The sequence below is a fragment of the Paracoccus sp. (in: a-proteobacteria) genome (genome assembly GCF_030538495.1).
GTDB lineage: Bacteria > Pseudomonadota > Alphaproteobacteria > Rhodobacterales > Rhodobacteraceae > Paracoccus.
In genome coordinates, this window is sequence record NZ_JAUNTW010000004.1 from 32,762 (window position 1) to 54,289 (window position 21,528).

Genomic DNA, 21,528 nt, shown 5'->3' on the forward strand with positions numbered 1-21,528 from the left:
CACGCCTTGCCCGCAGGCGCGGGCTGGTCCAATCTGCCCACGCTGTTGATGGATGGGACCGATGGATGAATTGCTGGAGCCGCTGATCCGGGGCGACCGCCGCGCGCTGTCTCGGGCCATTACGCTGATCGAATCGACGCGGGCGGATCATCGCGCGCGGGCTTTGGCGTTGCTGGCGGCGCTGCCCGACCGGCAGGCGCTGCGCATTGGGTTGTCGGGGACGCCGGGGGTCGGCAAATCCACCTTTATCGAAGCGTTTGGCACCATGCTGACCGGGCAGGGGCTGCGGGTGGCGGTGCTGGCGGTTGATCCGTCATCGGCGCGGTCGGGCGGGTCGATTCTGGGCGACAAAACGCGGATGGAAACGCTGTCGCGCGATCCGAACGCCTTTATCCGGCCCACGCCATCAAGCGCGCAACTGGGCGGCGTCGGTCGCCGCACGCGCGAGGCGATCCGCCTGTGCGAAGCCGCCGGTTATGACGCGGTGTTGATTGAAACCGTGGGCGTGGGGCAGTCCGAAACGCTGGTCGCGGAAATGTCGGATTTGTTCATCCTGCTGCTGGCACCTGCGGGCGGCGATGAATTGCAGGGGGTCAAACGCGGCATCATGGAAATGGCCGATATTATTCTGGTGAACAAAGCGGATGGCGATTTGCTGTCAACCGCGCGCCGGACCGTGGCCGATTACGCGGGCGCGCTGCGTCTGTTGCGCAAACGCCCCGCCGATCCTGATGGGTTCCCCAAGGCTCTGCCGGTGTCGGCGGCGACGGGCGACGGGCTGGCGGGGGCGTGGGATGTGATGCGCGAATTGGCCGATTGGCGGCGCGATCACGGGCATTTTGCGCAAAACCGGGCGGATCAGGCGCGGTATTGGTTTGTGTCCGAACTGCGCGCCGGGTTGCTGGCGCAGCTGGACGGCGCAGAGGCGCGGGCGCAGGTCGCGGATTTGGGCGATCAGGTGGCGGCGGGCGATCTGACGCCGGGGGCGGCGGCGGCGCGGATGCTGGACTGGCTGGCCGCGAAATAAACGCCCGATTTTCGCGCCCATTCCCGGCCGCCCGGCGGTAAAGTGGCGGTAAAGGGGGCCATGATGCGCGATTTACCTGATTCGGATGTGCTCTATGCCGCGCTGCTGGCGCGTGATCCGTCCTATGAAGGCCGCGTGCTGGTCGGCGTGACCTCGACCGGCGTGTTCTGTCGCCTGACCTGTCCGGCGCGTAAGCCGCTTGCCCGGAATTGCCGCTGGTTTGCGGATGCAGGGCAGGCGGCGGCTGCGGGCTTTCGCCCCTGCCTGCGCTGTCACCCCACCGGCCCGCAGGCCGAAGGTCACGCCATGATCGCTGCCCTGACCGCCGCGCTGCGGGATGATCCGGGGCGCAGGTGGTCCGAATCGGATCTGGTCGCGCGGGGCTATGATCCGTCCACGGTGCGCCGCCTGTTCCGCCGCCATTTCGGCCAAAGCTTTTTGCATATGGCGCGGGCCAGCCGGTTGGGGCAGGGGATGCAGGCATTGCAACAGGGGGAACGGATGATTGATGCACAACTGGATGCGGGATTTGATTCGGCGTCGGGATTTCGCGCGGCGTTTCAGCGCCTGTTCGGCCATGCGCCGCATCAGATGCAGGGGGATCTGCTGGCCGATTGGATCGACACGCCGCTGGGCGGGATGATCGCGATTGCCGATCATGACGCGCTGCATTTGGTGGAGTTCGTCGAACGCAAGGCTCTGCCCGAAGGATTGCGCTGGTTGTCGGCGCGGATGGGGGGGCGTATCGGGCTGGGCCGAACGCCGGTGACCGACCGCGCCGAAGCGGCGTTAGCGGCGTATTTCAGCGGCGCAGACGGCGCGCTGAATGTGCCGGTGGTGCTGCATGGCACGCCGTTTCAGACGCAGGTTTGGCAGCAATTACAGGCGATTGCGCCGGGCGAAACCCGCAGCTATGCCGGGCTGGCGCAGGCGATTGGGCGACCCACGGCGGTGCGGGCCGTCGCGCGGGCCAATGCGACGAACCGGCTGGCGCTGATCGTGCCATGTCACCGGGTCATCGGCGCAGATGGCAGCATGACCGGATATGCGGGCGGTCTGTGGCGCAAAGAAAAGCTGATCGAAATTGAATCGCAGTATCGCGCAGGCAGGGCTTGACGCGCGGGGGGCTTTTGCTGTAACCACCGCAGAACCGAATTCCGGGCGCTGCGTCGCGGCGCCTTTTCACATTGGGTCGGCCCGTCCGCAGGGATCACCCGAGCATCTGTTACGAAGGAAGATCACCATGTCGCGCGTCTGCGAATTGACCGGCAAAGGCCCGATGACAGGAAACAATGTCAGCCACGCCAACAACAAAACTCGTCGCCGGTTCCTGCCGAACCTGAACGATGTCACCCTGCTGTCCGAAACGCTGGGCCGCGGCTATTCGCTGCGCATCTCGGCTGCGGCTCTGCGCTCGGTCGATCATCGCGGCGGTCTGGATGCGTTTCTGGCCAAGGCGAAAGACAGCGAACTGTCGGATCGCGCCCTGAAAATCAAACGCGACATCGCCAAAGCGGCGACCGCAGCCTGATTTTGGCTGATGCCACGCCATTGCCCCGCCCGAACCGGCGGGGTTTTTGCGTTTGGGCGCGTCAATTTGTCTCTGGCATCGGGGGGCGGATTGGGTAATCTGACCGCTATGTTCCGGCTGCTGCCCCTGTTTTTGATTCTGATCGTCGCGCTGACCAGCATTGGTCTGGGCGCGGCGCGCGGCGTTGTGCGGGCGGGCGATCAGGTGGTGATCTGCACCGGCAGCGGCCCGGTGACGATTCGCCTGCCGGGTGATTCCCATGACGGCGGGGCGCATATCTGCCCCGATATGGCGCTGTCGCTGATGGCGGCGGTTGGGGTGGCCGATGTCGCGCCCGTGGTGCCGCCGGTCGTGGCGCGCGGGATTGCGCTGCCCGCGCCGGTGCTGGGCCATGTGGTTTCTGTGGATGTGGTGCGGGCGCGGGGGCCGCCTGTGATGTGATTTCGCAAAATCACATCACCATCTTACAGGATTAAACCGATGAAAAAACTGACTTTTGCCGCTGTTGCGGCGCTGATGCCCGTTGTTGCCATGGCCCATGACGGCGTGCATATCCATGACGGCTACGCCCGCAGCAGCAACCCGACCGTGGGGGCCGCGTTCTTTATGATCGAAAATCACCGCGACGTGGATTGCACCCTGATTGGCGCGGAAAGCCCTCTGGCACCGCGCACCGAACTGCACACCCACCGCGAGGTGGACGGCCTGATGAAGATGGTCCACGTCCCCGAAGGCTTTGTCATCCCGGCCAATGGCGAACACGAACTGGCCCGAGGTGGCGATCACATCATGTTGTTTGGATTGGAAAAACCGCTGGCGGATGGGGATGTTGTGCCTCTGTCGCTGGATTTCGGGGATTGCGGCGTCGAAACGGTGGAATTCACCGTCGATAATCACCGCAAGGCGGCCCATTCACACTGACCGGACCAGTTGCGCCGCAGAGGGGCCAAGCGTTCCGGTCATGCGGCGCACCCCCTTGGCGGATGGGTGCAACCCGTCCGCCAGCACCATTTCGGGGTCCGGGCGTCCCGGCGCGACCATCAGCGGCGCGTAAATATCCCGCACCATCAACGCGCTATGCTGTTCCGCCAAGTGCGGCCAGATCGCGGCCCAATCCGCGCGCCATGCCGCATCACCGGGCGGAGCCTGCACGCCCACCAACAGCGCGGGCCGTCCGCGCGTCTGGCGCAGCATGGTGGCCAGATTGGCCTGACTGGGGCCGGGTGGCCACCCCATCAGCATATCATTGCCGCCCAATGCGATGATGACCGCATCAGGCCGGTGCCGGCGTATCAGAAACGGCAAACGCACCCGCCCGCCAAAGGTCGTATCGCCGTTCAGCGCCGCGTCGATCAGATGGGCCGGGCTGCCGTGATCGGCCAGCCAGCGGGACAATTGCGGGATCAGCCCCGCCCCGTCCGGCAGACCAAAACCGCTGCCCAGACTGTCGCCCAGAAACAGGATGCGCGGGGGCGTCGCCGCCGCTGCAACCCCCGCGCAGGCCAGCCCCGCCAGAACGGCGCGCCGCCCGATCATCCCGCGCGCCGCAGCCGCAGCGCGTTGCCGACGACAAAGACCGACGACATCGCCATGGCCCCCGCCGCCAGCATGGGCGACAGTTGCGGCCCGCCGAACGGGACCAGCACGCCCATGGCCACCGGGATCAGCGCGGAATTATAGGCAAACGCCCAGAACAAATTCTGCCGGATGTTGCGCATCACCGCGCGCGACAGGCGCAGCGCGCGGACGACGCCCAATGGGTCGCCCGACATCAGCACCGCATCGGCGGATTCGATCGCCACATCGGTGCCGGTGCCAATCGCGATGCCGGTATCGGCGGCGGCCAAGGCGGGCGCGTCGTTGATGCCGTCGCCGACAAAGGCCGTCGCGGCGCCCATGGCGCGGATGGCGTCCAGTTTCTCGGCTGGGGTCAGGCCCGCCTGCACATCGTCGATGCCCAGACGGTCGGCCACGGCGCGCGCGGCGGCGGGGTGGTCGCCCGACAGCATCGCGGTTGTCACGCCCATCTGATGCAGCGCCGCAATCGTCGCCGCCGCCGAGTCGCGTTCGGTATCGGACAGGGCAAAGGCCGCCCGGTGCCGCCCGTCCACGGCCAGATGAACCATGGTCGCCGCGCCGTCCGCATCGGGCAGGCTCAGCGCCACCCCGGCATCGCGCAGGGCGGCGGCGTTGCCGATCAACAGGGCGTGGCCTTCGACCCGTGCGGTCAGACCCCGGCCCGGCTGCGCGGTCACATCGGCCGCATCCGGCAAGGGCTGATCCGCCGCCGCCACAAGCGCAGTGGCAAGGGGGTGGGTCGAATGCGCCTCGGCCGCGGCGGTCAGGCGCAGGGCATTTGCCCGCGGCATCCCGTCGGTCCAGATCTGCGTGACCACCGGGCGTCCTTCGGTCAGCGTGCCGGTTTTGTCAAAGCCGATGACGCGCACCGATGCCAGTTTCTGCAACGCGCTGCCCCGGCGGAACAGCACGCCCAGTTGCGCGCCGCGCCCGCTGCCCACCATGATCGACACCGGCACGGCCAGCCCCATGGCGCAGGGGCAGGCGATGATCAGAACCGACACCGCCGCGACAATCGCGTGAGCCAAGGACGGCCCGAACACCAGCCAGATCAGGAAGGCCAGCCCCGCCAGCCCCATCACCGCCGGCACAAAGATGCGGGTGATGCGGTCCACCAGATCCTGCACCGGCAGGCGCGTGGCCTGCGCCGCGTCCACCATGGCCACGATCCGCGCCAGCACGGTATCGCCGCCGGTCTCGGTCACGCGGAACGTCAGCGCGGCGTTGCCGTTGACGGTGCCGCCTGTCAGCCGGTCGCCGGGGAATTTCGGCACGGGCAGGGGTTCGCCGGTCAGCATCGCTTCGTCCACAACGCCCTGACCGGCGGTCACGCAGCCATCCACGGCGATGCGTTCGCCCGCTGCCACACGGATCAGATCACCGGGGCGCAGATCGGCCACCTTGACCGTGACCGGCTGGCCGTCGCGCAAAACCGTGGCGTGGTCGGGGGCCAGTTCGATCAGCGCGCGGATGGCCGCGCCCGCCTGACCCTTGGCCCGCGATTCCAGCCAGCGACCCATCAGAATGAGGGTGACGATGACGGCGGCGGCCTCGAAATACACATGGCGGCTGTCGGGGGGGATCAGCCCCGGTGCCAGCACCACGACCGATGAAAACGCAAACGCCGCCCCCGCGCCCAAAGCGACAAGGCTGTTCATTTCCGGCGCGCCTCGGATCAGGGCGGGGATGCCTGCGGCAAAGAAGCGCCGCCCCGGACCGGCCAGAACGGCGGCGGTCAGCACCATCTGCATCACCCACCACGCCCGCATCGGCGCAATGTCGTGCAACAGTTGGTGAAAACCGGGGATCATATGCCCGCCCATTTCGGTGATGAACACCGGCAGGGTCAGGATCAGCGCCAGCCCGAAGTCGCGGCGCAGGGGGGCGGTGTCGTCGCGCGGCCCCGGCGCGTCACCCGCCAGCGTCGCGGGGTATCCCAGCCGCGAGACCAGCCCCGCCAGTTCCTGCGGATCGCCCGCATGAACCACCCGCGCCCGTCCGGTGGCCAGATTGACATGCGCGTCCGTCACCGCCGGATGGGCGGTCAGCGCGCGTGCCACCCGACCCGAACAGGATGCGCAGGTCATGTCGCGGATCACCAGCGTTGTGGTGGTCAGATCGGGGGGAAAGCCCGCGCGTGTCAGCCGGTCGCTAATCTCGGGCAGGGTTGCGCCGTCCAGCACCAGATGCGCGCGTTTCGTCACCGGGTTGACGGTCACATCGCGCAGCCCCGGCATCGGTTGCAAAATCCGCGTCACGCGGGCCGAGCAACTGGCGCAATGAATGTCGGGCAGGGTCAGGGTGATGTCGGTGGCCATGCCCAACAGATGTGACCGCCGCGCCGCGTCGTCAAGGCAAAACCCCGCCGCACACGCAGGCGTCAGTTGCCGTTCCGGGGCGCTTTGCGATATATGTGTGACAAAATCGCGCGATACGAACAGGAATGACGATGAACCGCCGCCAGATGATTGCCATGACCCTGCCTCTGCTGGCGCTGCCCGTGACCGGGTGGGCGCAGCAGGCCGACCGTTACGCCCCGACCGAGGTTGCCATTCGCGGCGATTTCGAGGTGGGCAGCATCGTGGTCGTCAGCAAAGATTTCTTTCTGTATCATGTGATCGCGCCGGGTCGCGCCATCCGTTACGGCGTGGCCGTGGGCCGCGATGAACTGGTCTGGAAAGGCAAAGCCACCATCGGGCGCAAGGTCGAATGGCCCAGCTGGCGCCCCACGAATGAGATGATCGCCCGCAACCCCGCCGCTTATGAGCGTTACAAAGACGGGATGCCCGGTGGCCCGCGCAACCCGCTGGGCGCGCGCGCGCTGTATCTGTATAACGAACGCGGCCAAGACACCGCGATCCGTATTCACGGCACGACGGAACCCAATTCCATCGGGCGCGCCGTGTCGAATGGCTGTCTGCGGATGCGGAATGAAGCGGTGATTTCGCTGTTCGATCAGGTGCCGCTGGGAACGCCGGTTTACGTTTTCTGATGTGGTCGCCGGTGGCGGGTGCGGATGCCTCCGGCGGGGATATTTGGACACAGAAGATAAAGCAGGGCGGCGTTTTGCCGCCCCGTTTATTTTGTCTCGGCCAGGAAGCGGCGCAAGACGCGTTCCAGTTTCGCAGCGCCCAGCGGGGCCATGGCCTTGGTGTGGTCGTGGCTGATGGATTCGTCGCTCAGCCCCGCGCCCATATTCGTGATCACCGAAATCGCGGCGCAGCGCAGGCCGAGGAAGCGGGACAGGATGATTTCCGGCACCGTGGACATGCCGACCGCATCCGCGCCCAAGACGCGGGCGGCGCGGATTTCCGCAGGGGTTTCGAAGCTGGGGCCGCTGAACCAGCAATAGACCCCTTGCGGCAGATCGACGTTTTCGGCCTCTGCCGCCGCTGTCAGGGCCGCGCGCATCTGGGCGTCGTGGGCGTCGGTCATGGGGACAAAGCGCGCCTCATTCTGTTCGCCGATCAGCGGGTTGGTTCCGGCAAAGGCGATGTGGTCGTTCAGCAGCATCAGCCCGCCCGGTTGAATATCGTCGCGCAGCGATCCGGCGGCATTGGTCAGGATCAGCCGGTCACAGCCCAAGTCCCGCAGCACCTGCAACGGCGTGCGCATAATATCGGCGCGCCCGCTTTCGTAATAATGCGACCGGCCGCCGAACACCGCGACGCGCCGCCCCTGCAATTCGCCGATGACCAGCTGCGGCACATGGCCCGACACGCCCGCATGGGGAAAGCCCGGCAGGTCGTCATAGGGGATCGCCACCCCGTCGACCTGCGCCGACAGATGGCCCAGACCCGACCCCAAAATCAGGCCGTATTCGGGGGCGTCGGTCCCGGCGCGGTCTTGGATCAGGCGGATCAGATCAGCGTTCTTTGACATAGGGTTCTCCGCCCGCGCGTGGCGGGATTGCGCGGCCAACAAATCCGGCAAGGATCACGACCGTCAGGATATAGGGCAGGGCGTTCATAAACATCGACGGCACTGTGACGATGCCCAGATCAAGGTTCGGATACACATTCGCGACCGATTCCAGCAGCCCGAACAGCATCGTCGCAAACAGCGCCTGCCACGGGCGCCATTTCGCAAAGATCAGCGCGGCGAGCGCGATAAAGCCGCGGCCCGCCGTCATATCCTTGACAAAGCCCGCCGACAGGCCCGTCGCCATATAGGCCCCGGCGATGCCGCACAGAATGCCGCAGATGGCGACCGCGCTGTAACGCAGCCGCATCACCGACACGCCCGCCGTATCAACGGATGCCGGGTTTTCACCGACCGCGCGCAGGCGCAGGCCGAACCGCGTGCGGAACAGCACCCACCAGGTCAGCGGCACCGCCAAGAGCGCGACATAAACCAGCACCGTATGCCCGGACATCAGCCCGTAAACCGGGCCAATCACCGGCACGCCCGACAGCGTATCGACAAAGGGGAAATGGATCGGCTGAAACCGGCCATCGGTCAGCGACGGCGTGCGCCCGCCCTGACGGAACAGGTTTTGCCCTACCAGCACCGTCAGCCCCGACGCCAGCAAATTGATCGCCACGCCGGAAATCAGCTGGTTGCCCCGGAACGTGATCGAGGCCAGCCCGTGAATCAGCGACAGCGCCAGCGATCCGCCTATGCCCGCCATCAGGCCCAGCCACGGGCTGCCCGTCACGGCGGCGACGGCAGCGGCGGTAAAGGCCGCCATCAGCATTTTGCCTTCCAGCCCGATGTCGAAGACTCCGGCGCGTTCGGAATACAGCCCCGCCAGACAGGCCAGCAGCAGCGGCGTCATCAGGCGCAGCGCGCTGTTGATGCCCGGCACCGCGCCGCGCGGGTCGGCCAACAGCCACGCCGCGCAGATCAGCAGAACGATAAGGGCGATCAGGCCGTCTTTCAGGAACCGGGTCATGCGCGGTTCCCCCGGCGCATCGCCATGAACAGCCGTTCCAGAGGCATCCGCACCATATTGTCCAAGGCGCCGGTGAACAGAATGACAAGCGCCTGAATAACAACGATCAATTCGCGCGGGATTTTGGTCGTCAGCGCCAGTTCTCCGCCGCCCTGATACAGAAAGCCGAACAGCAGCGCCGCCAGCAGGATGCCGAACGGATGGTTGCGCCCCATCAGCGCAACGGCGATGCCGATAAAGCCCGCGCCTTCGGCCGCGTTCAGGACCAGACGGCCCGCCTCGCCCATCACATTGTTAATGGCCATCATCCCCGCCAGACCGCCGGAAATCAGCATCGCGACCACGGTGATGCGCACCGGGCTGATGCCGGCATAGACCGCGCCGGGTTCGGATTTGCCAAAGGCACGGATTTCATAGCCCAGACGGGACCGCCAGATCAGCAGCCAGACCAGAAAACACGCCAGCAGCGCGACGAAAAAGGTCAGATTGACCGGCGTGTTGCGGCCCCATGCGATGCCGAAACCATCCGCGATCTGCCACAGCTTCGGCAGGTTGGTTTCCACCGGAAACCGGGCCGAGGCCGGGTCCATGCTGCCCACCGGGCGCAGCAGGTTGACCAGAACATAGTTCAGCGTCGCGGCGGCGATAAAGTTGAACATGATCGTTGTGATCACAATATGGCTGCCGCGTTTGGCCTGCAACACCGCCGGGATCAGCGCCCATGCCGCGCCAAACAGCGCCGCGCCGATCATCGCGGCGGGCAGCGCCAGCCCCCAATGCGGCAGCGGCAGATACAGCAGCACCAAGGCCACGCCAAGGCCGCCCATGGCCGCCTGACCTTCGCCGCCGATATTGAACAGCGACGCATGATAAGCGACCATCACCGCCAGCCCGGTAAAGATGAAATTCGTCGCATAATACAGCGTGAATCCCCAGCCATAGCTGGACCCAAGCGCGCCCTGAACCATGGTCTTCATCGCGTGATACGGGCTTTCGCCGATGGCCATAATGACCAAGGCGGAAATCAACATCGCAAGGATCAGGGAAATCAGCGGCGTCAGAATCACATCCGCCCATTTCGGCATCTTATCCATCAGTGGTTCTTTCCGGTTGCGGCCATGTCGCGGTCGAACCGCTGACACAGGGACAAAAGCGCGCTGGCATCGGCCATCAGCGGGATATGTGACGCAATATCATCGGTCCAGGCAAGGGTGGCGTCATCGGGATGATCAGTGCCTGCGCCTGCGAAGATGCGCAGAAACTCGGCTTCGATATGGCTTGGCGGGGTGCCTTTGGCTGACCAGACCGAAACACAGCGGGAATTGTCGCGCAGCGCGATGATCCCCACGATCCGGGCAGGGGTCTGTTCGGTGCAGGCCCGACCCTCCGGCGCGGATACGCAGTCAAGACCGGCCGGATTGTCCAGATAGTGGTTCAAATCGTCGGGTGGGACCATCCAACCTTGGCCGTCTCGCGCCATGGCCGCAAACATCAGCGACAGGCCGTCGCCCGGCCATGCCGTTTCGGTCGCTAAGCTGGACGTGCCAGTCCCCGCCAAAGTCAGGGCCAAGGCTGCGGATGCGGCGCGAAAATCTGCGGGTGTCGCGCACATCAGACGGCCTCATCCGTTGATTGCGCAGCGCCGGTCACGCCTGCCATCAACAGGCCCAGTTCGCCGGTGGTGGTCGCGCCGGGCAGGCGTTCGCCCATGATGCGGCCGTCAAACATCACCGCGATGCGGTCGGACAGCGACAGGATTTCGTCCAGTTCGACGCTGACCAGCAGCACCGCTTTGCCCGCGTCGCGCAGTTCGATGATGCGTTTGTGGATAAATTCGATCGCGCCAATATCCACGCCGCGCGTCGGCTGGCCGATCAGCAACAGGTCGGGATTGCGTTCAATTTCGCGGGCCACGACGATCTTTTGCTGGTTGCCGCCGGAAAAATTGCGCGCGGCCAGATCGCAATGCGGCGGGCGCACGTCAAAGCGTTCGATCTTGCCGATCGCATCGCGACGGATGGCGTCACGATCCATCAACGGGCCACGGTTAAATTCCGGCGCGTGGTGATAGCCAAAGGCCACGTTTTCCCACGCGGCAAAGTCCATAATCAGACCTTCGACCTGACGATCTTCGGGGATGTGGCCGATGCCTTGGGCGCGGCGGGTGGCGGCGTCGCAGCCGCGACCGGACAGGGGCAGGTCGGCGTCATTCACCCGGACCGAGCCGCCCAGACGGCAGCCGGTTTCGGGATAACCGCCCAGAATTTCCAGCAATTGCGTTTGACCATTGCCGCTGACGCCGGCGATGCCCAACACTTCGCCCGCGCGGATGTCGAAACTGATGCCGCGCAGACGTTCAACACCGGTGGCGTCGGTCATGGTCAGGTCGCGCACCTGCAACACCGGCGCGCCGGGTTGGGCGGGGGCCTTGGCCACGTTCAGCAGCACTTTGCGCCCGACCATCAATTCGGCCAGTTCTTCGGGGCTGGTGTCGGATGTTTTCACGGATGCCACCATTTCGCCGCGCCGCATGACGCTGACATTGTCGGTGATCTCCATGATTTCGCGCAGTTTATGCGTGATGAGGATGATGGTTTTGCCCTCGGCCCGCAGACCTTCCAGAATACGGAACAGGTGGTCGGCCTCGGCCGGGGTCAGAACGCCGGTGGGTTCGTCCAGAATCAAAATATCCGCCTGACGATACAGCGCCTTAAGGATTTCGACGCGCTGTTGATGGCCAACGGACAGGTCTTCGACCACGGCATCGGGATCGACGTTCAGTTGATATTCATCGGCCAGCTTGCGCAACACGCCGCGCGCCTTGGACAGCGAAGGACGCAGCAGCGCGCCATCTTCGGCGCCCAGAATGATGTTTTCCAGAACGGTAAAGTTCTGCACCAGCTTGAAATGCTGAAACACCATGCCGATGCCCGCGCGAATGGCGGTCTGGCTGTCGGTGATGCTGATGGGCTGGTCGTTGACGCGGATTTCGCCGCTGTCGGGTTTATAAAACCCATACAGAATCGACATCAGCGTGGATTTCCCCGCGCCGTTTTCGCCGATAATCCCGTGGATCGTGCCGCGAGGCACGCGCAAGTTAATGTTTTTATTGGCCTGCACCGGGCCAAACGATTTCGAGATGCCGCGCAACTCGATCGCTGCGGGGGCGGTCGCGTCGGACCGCCCCCCCATGTCACGCCCAGCCACCATTACGAGGTCGGGCAGGTGTTGTCGGTCATATAGTCGTGGACCTGAATTTCGCCCGACACGATTTTTTCGCGCGCTTCGTCCACGGCGGCCTGCATTTCGGCGCTGACCAGCGGGGCGTTGTCGTCGTCAATCGCGACGTCCACCCCGTGCGAGGCCAGATCCATCACCTGCACGCCCGGCACCAGATCGGTGCCAGCGGTAAAGGCGTCCACGACCGCGTTATCCACGCGCTTGACCATGGACGTCAGAACCTTACCCGGATGCAGGTGGTTTTGGTTGCTGTCCACGCCGATGGACAGGATGCCTTCGTCCGCGGCGGTTTGCAGCACGCCGATGCCGGTGCCGCCCGCTGCGGCATAGATCACATCCGCGCCCGCCGCGATTTGCGCGCGGGTCAGTTCGCCGCCGCGCACCGGGTCATTCCACGCCGCGGGGGTGGTGCCGGTATAGTTGATCACGACCTTGCCTTCGGGTTGGGTCGCCTTGAACCCTTGCGAGAAACCGCATTCGAATTTGTGGATCAGCGGAATATCCATGCCGCCGATAAACCCGACCGTGCCGGTTTTCGACGCGACACCGGCCATCACGCCCGCCAGATAGCTGCCCTGTTCTTCGGAAAACACGATCGAGCTGACATTCGGCTGATCCACCACCATGTCGATGATCGCGAATTTCGTGTCGGGGTAATCCGGGGCCACGGTGTTCAGCACGTCGCCAAAGGCAAAGCCGATCATGACGATGGGGTTCGACCCGCTTTCGGCCAGACGACGCAGGGCCTGTTCGCGCTGCGCTTCGGACTGCATTTCCAGTTCGCGGAAGGTGCCGCCGGTTTCGGTTGCCCAACGCTGCGCGCCGGCATGGCCTGCCTCGTTGAACGATTTGTCGAATTTGCCGCCCAGATCATAGATCACGGCGGGATTCGCGACGGCTGCGGTTGCCGACAGCGCGGCCATGGCGGAACCCGCCAGCAGGGTTTTCATCAGGGACATTATGACACCTCATCCTGTTTGGCGGGCGATTCAGGCCGCCCGCATAATGGCAATGATTTGGCCGCATTGGCCCCACAGCGTCAACCGCATTTCGTATCCGAACCCAGCGTCACACGCATGATAACCGCATCAATATGCCCAGCGTAATACCGTTTGCGCCGACCGACCTGTTCCCAACCCGCGCCGTGATACAGCGCGCGGGCGGCGGCGTTGTCATGGGCCACCTCAAGAAACGCGCATGCGGCGCCTTTTTCGCGGGCGGCGTGGGTGAACCGGCGCAGCAGGTCGCGGCCCACGCCCTGACGCCGCGCATCGGGGGATACGGCGACGGTCAGCAATTCGGCCTCATTCGCGATGACGCGGCCAATCAGAAACCCCGCCCTGTGGGTCAGCAAAAACGCCCCCGGCATGGTCAGAACATCGGTGATTTCCGCCGCCGACCACGGGCGCGGGATAGTAAAGCAACGCGCGTGCAGCGCCGCCAGATCGTCCGGCGTCATGGCAGGATCACGGGCGGCGCATCGCGGGCGGGGGCCGCATCCGCCGCGCGCAGATACAGCGGCGCGGGGCGCGGGGCGTCGGGGCGCGTTGCCGCGATGTCGGCAATGGCGTGCGTCAGGGGCATGGCGGGCGCGACCACATGCCCGCCACAGCGCGCCGCGATCTGATCCGCGTGATCGCCCACGCAGCCCGCGCCTTGGGGCAGGGGGGGCAGGCTGTCCATGTCGCACAACACCGGCGCGTCATCCCCGACCTGCACATAAAGCCGCCCCTGCCGCGCATCCAGACTGGCCACCTGCGCAGCGGTGCCGTGGCGCAGCGCGTCCAGCGATGACACCCCCACGGCAGGGATGCCCAGAGACAGCGCCAGCCCGCGCGCCGCCGCGACCGACACGCGGATGCCGGTAAAGTTTCCCGGACCCACGCCCACGCCGATCACGTCCAGATCGGCCCAAGCCCGCCCCGCATCCGCCAGCACCTGTTCCATCATCGGAAACAGCGTCTCGGCCTGACCCTTGGTCATGTCCTGATGCGCCGATGCCACGATCCGCCCGTCTGACAGCAAAGCGACCGCGCAATGCGCGGCCGATGTGTCAAAACCCAGCGTCAGGTCAGGCAATGGGGCGCACCTCGATCACCTCGGGGATGTAGTGGCGCAGCAGGTTTTCAATCCCCATTTTCAGGGTCAGGGTCGAGGACGGGCAGCCCGCGCAAGCGCCCTGCATATGCAGATAGACGATCCCGCGGTCAAAGCCGTGGAACGTGATGTCGCCACCATCCTGCGCCACGGCGGGGCGAACGCGGGTGTCCAGCAATTCCTTGATCTGTTCGACGATTTCGGCGTCGGGGCCGCTGTGGTCGGCATGGCCCGCCGTTTCGGGGGCCGCGCCATCCATCACCGGCGCACCCGATTGGAAATGTTCCATAATCGCGCCCAGAACCGACGGTTTCAGATGATCCCACGGCGTGTCATCCGCTTTCGTCACCGTCACAAAGTCACGGCCCAGAAACACGCCCGTCACGCCCGGCACCGCGAAAATGCGCCGCGCCAGCGGCGAACTTGCCGCGTCGTCCACAGTGGTAAAGTCCGCCGTGCCGCCGCCCAGCACGGTTTCACCGGGCAGGAATTTCAGCGTGGCGGGGTTCGGGGTGGTTTCGGTCTGAATAAACATGCGCGGCCCTTTGTGTTTACTGGGGATATGGAGACGGGGACGCGCGGGGTCAAGTAATCACCTCAAGCCGGTCTTTCGACAGATCGCCCGGAACCAGCGTGATCGGCACCGACAATTGCCCCGGATCGCGCAGCAGGCGGTTGAACACCGGGTTCGGCCCGCCCTTTTCGACATTCAGCCCTAACGCGACGATGCCGATTTCGGGGTCGTCATTCACCTGCGCCAGCAATTCTTCGGCGGGGTCGCCTTCGCGGATGACCAGTTGCGCATCCACGCCGGGACGGTTGCGCATCCATTTGGCATACACTTCGTAATGCGATTCAATACGTTCGCGGGCCTCGGCGCGCATCAGATCGGCCACGCCGAAACCGTGTTGAATATCCTTGGTCGGGATGACGGCCAGAACGACGACGCCGCCGCCCGATTTCGACACCCGCATCGCCGCGTATCGGATGGCGTTCAGACATTCTTTGCTGTCGTCCATCAGCACCAGAAACTTGCGCATAACCTGCATCTTTCCGTTGTTTCCGGGCCAGAGTGGCGCAGATACCCCCCGGACGCAAGCCGCCGCCCGCGCGCGAAGTTCGTGTTTTCAAGTCTGCGTGAATGTGCTAGCGCCTAAACTCTGACACTATTTTGACGGGCGCCTGACAGTTGACCATGCCGAACGTGATCCAATCACAGCCTGCGCAATCGACCCGGTCCGGCCTGTCTCTTGCCGCATGGTTTGGCGCAGATGCCGGTCTCTAAGCGCATTTTTGACGTGGTTCTGGCGGCGGTGCTGCTGGTGCCGCTGTCGGTGGTGATGGCGGTTGTGGCCGTTGTCTTGCTGGTCGTCCAAGGGCGCCCGCTGCTGTATCGCGGGCAACGGATGCACAGCCCGACGCGCCGGTTCCGACAGCTGAAATTCCGCACGATGATCGCCGCCGATGGTGACCGCGGCGCGACGGGCGGGGACAAATTGTGGCGCGTCACGCCGCTGGGCCATCTGCTGCGCCGCAGCCGCATTGACGAATTGCCACAGCTTTTCAACATCCTGCGCGGAGATATGAGCTTTGTCGGACCCCGCCCGCCGCTGCCGGAATATGTGGAACGGTTTCCCAATGTCTATGCGCAGGTGCTGAAAAGCCGACCCGGCGCGACGGGGCTGGCCACGCTGATTTATCACCGCCACGAAGACCGCATTCTGGCCCGCTGCCTGACGCCTCAGGCGACCGAGGCCGCCTATTACCGCCGCTGCCTGCCCACCAAGTTGAAAATCGACCTGATTTATCAACGGGAATGGTCGATGCGGCTGGATTTGTGGATCATCTATAACACCTTGCGCATCGTCGTTTACAAAGATGAACGCCTGCGCCGGCCTGTGGCCCTGCGCCGGGGGGTATCATGACAGCGCGGTTTTTGGTCACGGGGGGCGCGGGCTTTATCGGCGGGCATCTGGTGGCGGCCCTGCTGGCGCGTGGCGATCAGGTCGTGGTGGTCGATGACCTGTCAACGGGGCGCGCGGATAATGTGCCGCAACCGGCGCATCTGGTGCGCGGCGATATTCGAGACGCGGGCCTGATGCAGCGGCTGGTGGCGGGTGCGGATCGGATCATCCATCTGGCGGCCTGCGTGTCGGTGCAGCACTGCATTCAGGACTGGACCACCGGCCACAGCATCAATCTGGGCGGCACCATCACCGTATTTCAGGCAGCGCAGAGGGCGGGGAATGTGCCGGTGATCTATGCCTCAAGCGCGGCAGTCTATGGCGACCGGGGCGATGCGGTTTGTGCCGAAGGTGATGTTCCCGCGCCGATCTCGCCCTATGGTGCGGATAAGCTGGGCTGCGAACATCAGGCGCGGGCTATGGCGGCGGTGCATGGCGTGCCATCCGTGGGCTTGCGGTTTTTCAACGTCTATGGTCCGGGGCAGTCGCCCGATTCGTCCTATGCCGGGGTGATTTCGCGGTTTTGCGACAATCGCCGCGCCGGGCGGCCGCATACCCTGTTCGGGGACGGAGGCCAGACGCGCGATTTCATCCATGTGCGCGATATTGTCGCGGGGATTCTGCGGGCGGCGGATGTGGTGGGGCAGGGGGCGCAGGTGTTCAACCTCTGCGGTGGGCGTCCCACCAGCCTGCTGGAACTGGCCGCCGTGATTGACGCGGCCGCTGGGGCCGGGGCCACGCCGCTGGATTTTCAGGACGCACGGGCGGGCGATATCCGCCATTCGCGCGGCTGCGACCGGGCGGCGCAAGCGGGATTGGGCTTTGCCGCGCATATCCCGCTGGACGACGGCATCGCGGATTTGTGGCGTCACCTGAATGGATCGACGGGATAGCCAACTCCGGTCAGATACAGCCCCTGCGGCGGGCAGACCGGGCCGCAGGCGGCGCGTTCGCGCGCGGCCAGTGCTTCGGCCACGCGGTCGGGATGCCATGACCCCGCGCCCACCCGTTCCAAGGTGCCGACGATGGACCGCACCTGATTGTGCAGAAACGACCGCGCGCGCAGGGTGAACCGATATTCGCACCCCTGCGGGATGGCGTGTTCGGTGATGGTGATTTCATCAAGCGATTTCAACGGGCTGCGCGCCTGACAGATCGACGACCGAAATGTGGTAAAATCGTGATGCCCCATCAGATGCGCCGCCCCCGCCCGCATGGCGTCGATGTCCAGCGGGTTTGTCACCTGCCAGACCAGCCCGCGATCATGGGTCACCGGCGCGCGCCGTTGGATCAGCCGGAACAGATACCGCCGTTCCGTCGCGCTGAAGCGGGCGTGAAAATCATCATCCACCCGCGCCGCGACCAGCACCGCGACGGGGGCGGGCTTCAGGTGCCAGTTCAGCGCCTCGGCCAGACGAAAGGGATCCCAGTCGCGCGCCATATCCGCATGGGCGACCTGACCCGTCGCATGAACGCCCGCATCGGTGCGCCCGGCGGCGGCAATTCGCGCGCCTGCCGCAAAACCGGGGTCCAGCCGCGCGAGGGCGGCTTCGATCGCGCCCTGAACCGATGGCTGATCGGCCTGCGCCTGCCATCCGGCAAAAGGCGCGCCGTCATATTCGATCTGCAAGGCGTAGCGCGTCATTCGTCGCGGCGCGCCGGTTCGGGAATGGGCATGGACAGCAATTCGTCCAAGGTCTGAGCTTCCTGCCGTTCCAATGCCGGACGGTCGGCGGGGTCCACGGATGTGGCGGCCTGCGTCAGCCCTTCGCGCGCCAGCCGTTCGCGCAGCACCGACATTTCGATGTCCAAGGCGCTGCGGTCCCCGTCCAGCAGCCGATCCGCGCGGGCGATAAAGTCCCGTTCAAGATCGTCCAGAAACGATTCGTAGGCCGCGCGCGTGCCGGCGTCGCGCGTCTGCGCATAGAGATCCGCAAAGCGCACCGTCGCATCGCGCGCGCCCATCAGATAAACGCCCATATAGCGCCGCGCCGATGACAGCCCTGCCGGATTGTCGCGCACCCGGTCAAACAGGTGCTGCACCGTCGCCGCGAACATGCCGACGCGATGTTCCAGCCGCCGGTCGCCCGCGCGCTTGATCGCATCGGTCATTTGGGACAGGTAAGCGTCGCCTTCGTCGATCATGCGGTTGGCGCGGTCCTGTTGGAACGTGTCCACGCCGCTGGCGCCTTTGTCGCGCATCGGGTCGATCCCAAAGGCCAGCAGATGCAGCGCCAGCCCCGCGCCGCCGACCAGCGCGGCATCGGTCATCGCGCCGGGATCCGCGATGCCCAGACCCAAGCCCAGACCCGCCAGCACCCCACCAAACAGCTTGCGCGGAATCGCCGGACGGCGGGCGGCGCGGCGCGCGTCATAGGCGGCCTGCGCGACCAGCCCTTCGCGGGTCATCCACATGCCCGACGCAATCAGCCCAAACGCCGCCAGATCGCTGACCATCCCCGCCGCGCCCTGAAAAAACGCCCCAATCAACAGCGGCGTGGCGGCAATCGTCACCCATTTCGGGCGTCCGATATGGGGGTGCTGCACCGGCGCGGGCGGGCGCGGCTGCGCATTGGGCAGGTTGTTTTTCAACAGGTTATCGGGCGAAAAGCGGCCACCCCAGCGTTGCGACATGATCCGTTACCCCACAAAGGACACATAGACCGTCAGCGCGATCAGCAGATAAAAGCTAAGCCGTTGCCGTGCATTTACAGACATCATCGCCCCCTTAGGCCGGTTTCACGGGTTTATATCGGTATATCTGCGCCGATTTCAAACGCTGTTGTTTGAAAACAGCCGTTCCAATGCGCGGGCCAGCGGCGCGGGATCGGGGATCGTCAGCCGCACCGGCAGGGCCAGCACCTTGGGCCGGAACGCGCGGGGCAGGCGGGCGGCGTCCTTTTCGGTGGTCACCAGTTGCGCGCGATGCAGCCGCGATTCCGTTTCCAGACGGGTCAGCAGCGCGGGGGTAAAGGGCTGGTGATCCTCTAACGCTTCGGCGCGGATGATGTCGGCGCCAAGGTTGCGCAGGGTTGCGAAAAACTTTTCCGGGTGGCCAATCCCGGCAAAGGCCAGCACCCGATGCCCCTGCCAGTCAATCCCGGTTTGCAGCGGGGCCAGTTCGCCCCGAATATGCGGCGGACCTGCGGGCGCGCGGAACCGCGATTGCGCCGCATCCGGCCCGATGGACAGCAGCACATCCGCCCGCGGCAACCCTGCCGCCACGGGTTCACGCAGAGGTCCGGCGGGCAGGCACAGCCCGTTCCCGAACCCTTTGGCCGCGTCCACCACGATCAGCGACAGATCGTGATGCAGCGCCGGATCCTGAAACCCGTCATCCAGAATAATCGCCTGCGCCCCGGCCTGAGCCGCCGCGCGCGCCCCCTGAACCCGGTCATCGGCGACCCAAACCGGCCCAAACGCCGCCATCAACAGCGGTTCATCCCCGGTCTGTTCGGCGGTGTGCGCGCGTTCATCGACCCGCAGAGGGCCGCGTTCCGTCCCGCCATAGCCGCGCGACACCACATGCGCCGCAATTCCGCGTGCGGCCATCAGCTGTTGCAGATAAATCACCGTGGGCGTTTTGCCGGTGCCGCCCGCATTCAGGTTGCCGACGCAGATCACCGGCACCCCGACCCGCGCGCGTGCGCCAGTCGCCAGCCGCCGCGCCGTCGCCCGCGCATAGATCGCGCCCAGCGGTTGCAGCAGCCGCGCCCGCAGCGTGGGCGGGGTGATATACCAAAAACCGGGGGCGCGTTTCATCGGTTGGTCCTGTTGTTGATGGTCGCAACGACCCGCTCCGCGATGCGCAGCACGACATCCGCGCCGCCGGTGCTGACGGTCCAGGCGTTGCTGGCCAGCGTGGCGATCAATTCCGCCTGCGTCAATTCCGCAACCGCCGTTGCCAGTTCATCGCCATTGCGGACGCGCCGCGCGGCATGGGCGCCGTCCAGTTGCTGCCACTCCGCCGCGTGGATTTCGGTAAACGGGCCGTGGATAATGGCCGAGCCAAGCGCCGCAGGTTCAAACGGGTGGCGCGTCTGGTCCAGCGGTCCCGACAGCGTGCCGCCCATAAATGTGACGGGGGCCAGCCGATACCACAGGCCCATCTCGGTCAGGCCGTCGGTCAGGTAAACTTGCACGTCGTCTTCGGGTTCTTCGTCATGGTCGCGGCGGGCGACGGTCAGCCCCTGTTCGGTCACACGCGCGGCCAAATCGTCCATCCGCGCCCCATCCGTCGGCGCGATGATCAACAAGGCCCGATGCGACAGGCGCAGCGCCGCCTGATGCGCGGCCAGAACCGCCGGTTCTTCGGACGGGGGCAGGGCCGCGGCAAACCACGCATGACGGCCATCCATCTGTTCGGCCATCAGAACGCGTTCCGCTTCGGCGCAGCGCAGGGGTTCGCGGATTTCGGCAATCGGGCCGGTCATGGTTAACGCGTCAGCCCGCACCCCCATGCGCAGCGCGGCGGCGTGGCTGGCCGCATCAGGCAGCATCACATGCGCCACCTGCCGCAGCACATGCCGCCGCATCTGCGCCCGTAAGCCCCAGCCCTGCGCCGCATCCAGTCGCGATTCCGCCATGATGACAGGGATGTGCGCCGTCGTGCAGGCCGAGATCAACGCCGCAGGCTGCCCCGACCCGATCAGCAGCGCCGCCGCAGGCCGCGCGGTTGCGATCAGCCGCGCCATGCCCACGCTGTCCCGATCGGCCGCGTCCGAGGTTAACGCCACAATCCGCAAATCCGGCCGCAGCCGCAGCACTTGCCGTCGAATATGCGGTTCCGCCGCCGCACCATCGGGCGCCGTCGCGATGATCAAAGCCGGACCATCACCGGGCGGCACCGGCGGCAATGCACCCGCCGCGCCCCCCGTCAGATGCAGCCACAGCCCCAAAGGGCCAAGGCCCGCCGGCATCAGCCGCCCAGTTCGCCGGTCGGGCTGGCTTCGCGTTCTTCGTCGCGCAGGCGGTGCAGATGCGCGATGAAATAACGGGTATGCGCGCTGTCAACGGTGCGCTGCGCCTCGGCCTTCCAGGCGGCGTGGGCCGTGGCATAGTTGGGGAAAATGCCGACCATATGAATTTGGTCAGTGTCGCGGAATTGCGTGCCTTGCGGGTCGATCAGTTCGCCGCCGAACACCAGATGCAGCCGTTGGGTCATGTGCCACCTTTCCCTGTTGAGTTGCGCCGGACC

Annotated in this window: 25 protein-coding genes; 8 read left to right on the forward strand and 17 right to left on the reverse strand. The window is 65.5% G+C overall.

The window, feature by feature from the left end; translation table 11 throughout:
* Positions 1-61 precede the first annotated feature (61 nt).
* The 5 genes from meaB (at position 62) to Q4G20_RS04590 (ending at position 3,479) form a co-directional block, all read left to right on the forward strand.
* The gene (meaB, locus tag Q4G20_RS04570) at positions 62-1,027 is read left to right on the forward strand and encodes a methylmalonyl Co-A mutase-associated GTPase MeaB (protein WP_303342187.1); all 966 of its coding nucleotides are present in this window, start codon (positions 62-64) and stop codon (positions 1,025-1,027) included.
* A gap of 60 nt (positions 1,028-1,087) precedes the next feature.
* On the forward strand, positions 1,088-2,143 hold the full coding sequence (locus tag Q4G20_RS04575) for a bifunctional transcriptional activator/DNA repair enzyme AdaA (RefSeq protein ID WP_303342188.1): 1,056 nt from the start codon (positions 1,088-1,090) through the stop codon (positions 2,141-2,143).
* A 127-nt stretch (positions 2,144-2,270) separates the two neighbouring features.
* Complete coding sequence (rpmB, locus tag Q4G20_RS04580; RefSeq protein ID WP_303342189.1) at positions 2,271-2,558, forward strand: 50S ribosomal protein L28; 288 nt, start codon at positions 2,271-2,273, stop codon at positions 2,556-2,558.
* A 90-nt stretch (positions 2,559-2,648) separates the two neighbouring features.
* Positions 2,649-2,999 (forward strand): hypothetical protein, encoded by a 351-nt coding sequence (locus Q4G20_RS04585; protein WP_303342190.1) that lies wholly within the window; start codon positions 2,649-2,651, stop codon positions 2,997-2,999.
* Between the two features lie 39 nt (positions 3,000-3,038).
* The gene (locus Q4G20_RS04590) at positions 3,039-3,479 is read left to right on the forward strand and encodes a copper chaperone PCu(A)C (RefSeq protein ID WP_303342191.1); all 441 of its coding nucleotides are present in this window, start codon (positions 3,039-3,041) and stop codon (positions 3,477-3,479) included.
* On the opposite strand, the gene Q4G20_RS04595 is transcribed toward Q4G20_RS04590, so the two are convergent.
* Together Q4G20_RS04595 and Q4G20_RS04600 are read right to left on the reverse strand one after the other, a co-directional pair.
* Positions 3,471-4,094, reverse strand: coding sequence for a GDSL-type esterase/lipase family protein (locus tag Q4G20_RS04595; RefSeq protein WP_303342192.1), 624 nt, complete (start codon positions 4,092-4,094; stop codon positions 3,471-3,473). The two genes, Q4G20_RS04590 and Q4G20_RS04595, sit on opposite strands and share 9 nt — an antisense overlap.
* Entirely contained in the window at positions 4,091-6,454 is a 2,364-nt protein-coding gene (locus Q4G20_RS04600) for a heavy metal translocating P-type ATPase (protein WP_303342193.1), read from the reverse strand. Before Q4G20_RS04600 ends, Q4G20_RS04595 begins: the two co-directional genes overlap by 4 nt.
* 131 nt (positions 6,455-6,585) lie before the next feature.
* On the opposite strand from Q4G20_RS04600, the gene Q4G20_RS04605 reads away from it, so the two are divergent.
* Positions 6,586-7,128 carry a L,D-transpeptidase gene (locus Q4G20_RS04605; RefSeq protein ID WP_303342194.1) on the forward strand — a complete coding sequence of 181 codons (543 nt, stop codon included), beginning with the start codon at positions 6,586-6,588 and terminating at the stop codon, positions 7,126-7,128.
* 86 nt (positions 7,129-7,214) lie between these two features.
* Here the strand turns inward: Q4G20_RS04605 and Q4G20_RS04610 are convergent, their stop codons facing one another.
* The 10 genes from Q4G20_RS04610 to Q4G20_RS04655 all read right to left on the reverse strand — a co-directional run bounded on the left by Q4G20_RS04610 (position 7,215) and on the right by Q4G20_RS04655 (position 15,407).
* Positions 7,215-8,018 (reverse strand): purine-nucleoside phosphorylase, encoded by an 804-nt coding sequence (locus tag Q4G20_RS04610; RefSeq protein ID WP_303342195.1) that lies wholly within the window; start codon positions 8,016-8,018, stop codon positions 7,215-7,217.
* Positions 8,002-9,030 (reverse strand): ABC transporter permease, encoded by a 1,029-nt coding sequence (locus tag Q4G20_RS04615; RefSeq protein WP_303342196.1) that lies wholly within the window; start codon positions 9,028-9,030, stop codon positions 8,002-8,004. Before Q4G20_RS04615 ends, Q4G20_RS04610 begins: the two co-directional genes overlap by 17 nt.
* Complete coding sequence (locus Q4G20_RS04620) at positions 9,027-10,124, reverse strand: ABC transporter permease (protein WP_303342197.1); 1,098 nt, start codon at positions 10,122-10,124, stop codon at positions 9,027-9,029. Before Q4G20_RS04620 ends, Q4G20_RS04615 begins: the two co-directional genes overlap by 4 nt.
* Positions 10,124-10,642, reverse strand: coding sequence for a hypothetical protein (locus tag Q4G20_RS04625; protein WP_303342198.1), 519 nt, complete (start codon positions 10,640-10,642; stop codon positions 10,124-10,126). Before Q4G20_RS04625 ends, Q4G20_RS04620 begins: the two co-directional genes overlap by 1 nt.
* Positions 10,642-12,222: an ABC transporter ATP-binding protein gene (locus Q4G20_RS04630; RefSeq protein WP_303342199.1), complete on the reverse strand. Its 1,581-nt coding sequence runs from the start codon at positions 12,220-12,222 to the stop codon at positions 10,642-10,644. The genes Q4G20_RS04625 and Q4G20_RS04630 overlap by 1 nt, the downstream gene beginning before the upstream one ends.
* A 17-nt stretch (positions 12,223-12,239) precedes the next feature.
* Complete coding sequence (locus Q4G20_RS04635) at positions 12,240-13,229, reverse strand: BMP family protein (RefSeq protein ID WP_303342200.1); 990 nt, start codon at positions 13,227-13,229, stop codon at positions 12,240-12,242.
* Between the two features lie 80 nt (positions 13,230-13,309).
* Positions 13,310-13,729: a ribosomal protein S18-alanine N-acetyltransferase gene (rimI, locus tag Q4G20_RS04640; protein ID WP_303342201.1), complete on the reverse strand. Its 420-nt coding sequence runs from the start codon at positions 13,727-13,729 to the stop codon at positions 13,310-13,312.
* Complete coding sequence (gene tsaB, locus Q4G20_RS04645) at positions 13,726-14,349, reverse strand: tRNA (adenosine(37)-N6)-threonylcarbamoyltransferase complex dimerization subunit type 1 TsaB (protein WP_303342202.1); 624 nt, start codon at positions 14,347-14,349, stop codon at positions 13,726-13,728. The genes rimI and tsaB overlap by 4 nt, the downstream gene beginning before the upstream one ends.
* Positions 14,342-14,902, reverse strand: coding sequence for a NifU family protein (locus tag Q4G20_RS04650; RefSeq protein WP_303342203.1), 561 nt, complete (start codon positions 14,900-14,902; stop codon positions 14,342-14,344). Before Q4G20_RS04650 ends, tsaB begins: the two co-directional genes overlap by 8 nt.
* A gap of 49 nt (positions 14,903-14,951) precedes the next feature.
* Positions 14,952-15,407, reverse strand: a complete 456-nt coding sequence (locus Q4G20_RS04655; protein WP_303342204.1) for a universal stress protein — start codon at positions 15,405-15,407, stop codon at positions 14,952-14,954.
* Between the two features lie 231 nt (positions 15,408-15,638).
* On the opposite strand from Q4G20_RS04655, the gene Q4G20_RS04660 reads away from it, so the two are divergent.
* Entirely contained in the window at positions 15,639-16,292 is a 654-nt protein-coding gene (locus tag Q4G20_RS04660) for a sugar transferase (RefSeq protein WP_303342205.1), read from the forward strand.
* Positions 16,289-17,224, forward strand: a complete 936-nt coding sequence (locus Q4G20_RS04665) for an NAD-dependent epimerase/dehydratase family protein (protein WP_303342206.1) — start codon at positions 16,289-16,291, stop codon at positions 17,222-17,224. The genes Q4G20_RS04660 and Q4G20_RS04665 overlap by 4 nt, the downstream gene beginning before the upstream one ends.
* Here the strand turns inward: Q4G20_RS04665 and truA are convergent.
* The 5 genes from truA to Q4G20_RS04690 form a co-directional block, all read right to left on the reverse strand.
* Positions 17,200-17,976 (reverse strand): tRNA pseudouridine(38-40) synthase TruA, encoded by a 777-nt coding sequence (gene truA, locus Q4G20_RS04670; RefSeq protein ID WP_303342207.1) that lies wholly within the window; start codon positions 17,974-17,976, stop codon positions 17,200-17,202. The genes Q4G20_RS04665 and truA overlap by 25 nt on opposite strands.
* Complete coding sequence (locus Q4G20_RS04675; RefSeq protein WP_303342208.1) at positions 17,973-18,965, reverse strand: 5-bromo-4-chloroindolyl phosphate hydrolysis family protein; 993 nt, start codon at positions 18,963-18,965, stop codon at positions 17,973-17,975. Before Q4G20_RS04675 ends, truA begins: the two co-directional genes overlap by 4 nt.
* 138 nt (positions 18,966-19,103) lie before the next feature.
* Positions 19,104-20,093: a tetraacyldisaccharide 4'-kinase gene (gene lpxK / locus Q4G20_RS04680; RefSeq protein WP_303342209.1), complete on the reverse strand. Its 990-nt coding sequence runs from the start codon at positions 20,091-20,093 to the stop codon at positions 19,104-19,106.
* Complete coding sequence (locus Q4G20_RS04685) at positions 20,090-21,250, reverse strand: 3-deoxy-D-manno-octulosonic acid transferase (protein ID WP_303342210.1); 1,161 nt, start codon at positions 21,248-21,250, stop codon at positions 20,090-20,092. Before Q4G20_RS04685 ends, lpxK begins: the two co-directional genes overlap by 4 nt.
* Positions 21,250-21,495, reverse strand: coding sequence for a DUF4170 domain-containing protein (locus tag Q4G20_RS04690; RefSeq protein ID WP_303342211.1), 246 nt, complete (start codon positions 21,493-21,495; stop codon positions 21,250-21,252). Before Q4G20_RS04690 ends, Q4G20_RS04685 begins: the two co-directional genes overlap by 1 nt.
* Positions 21,496-21,528 lie beyond the last annotated feature (33 nt).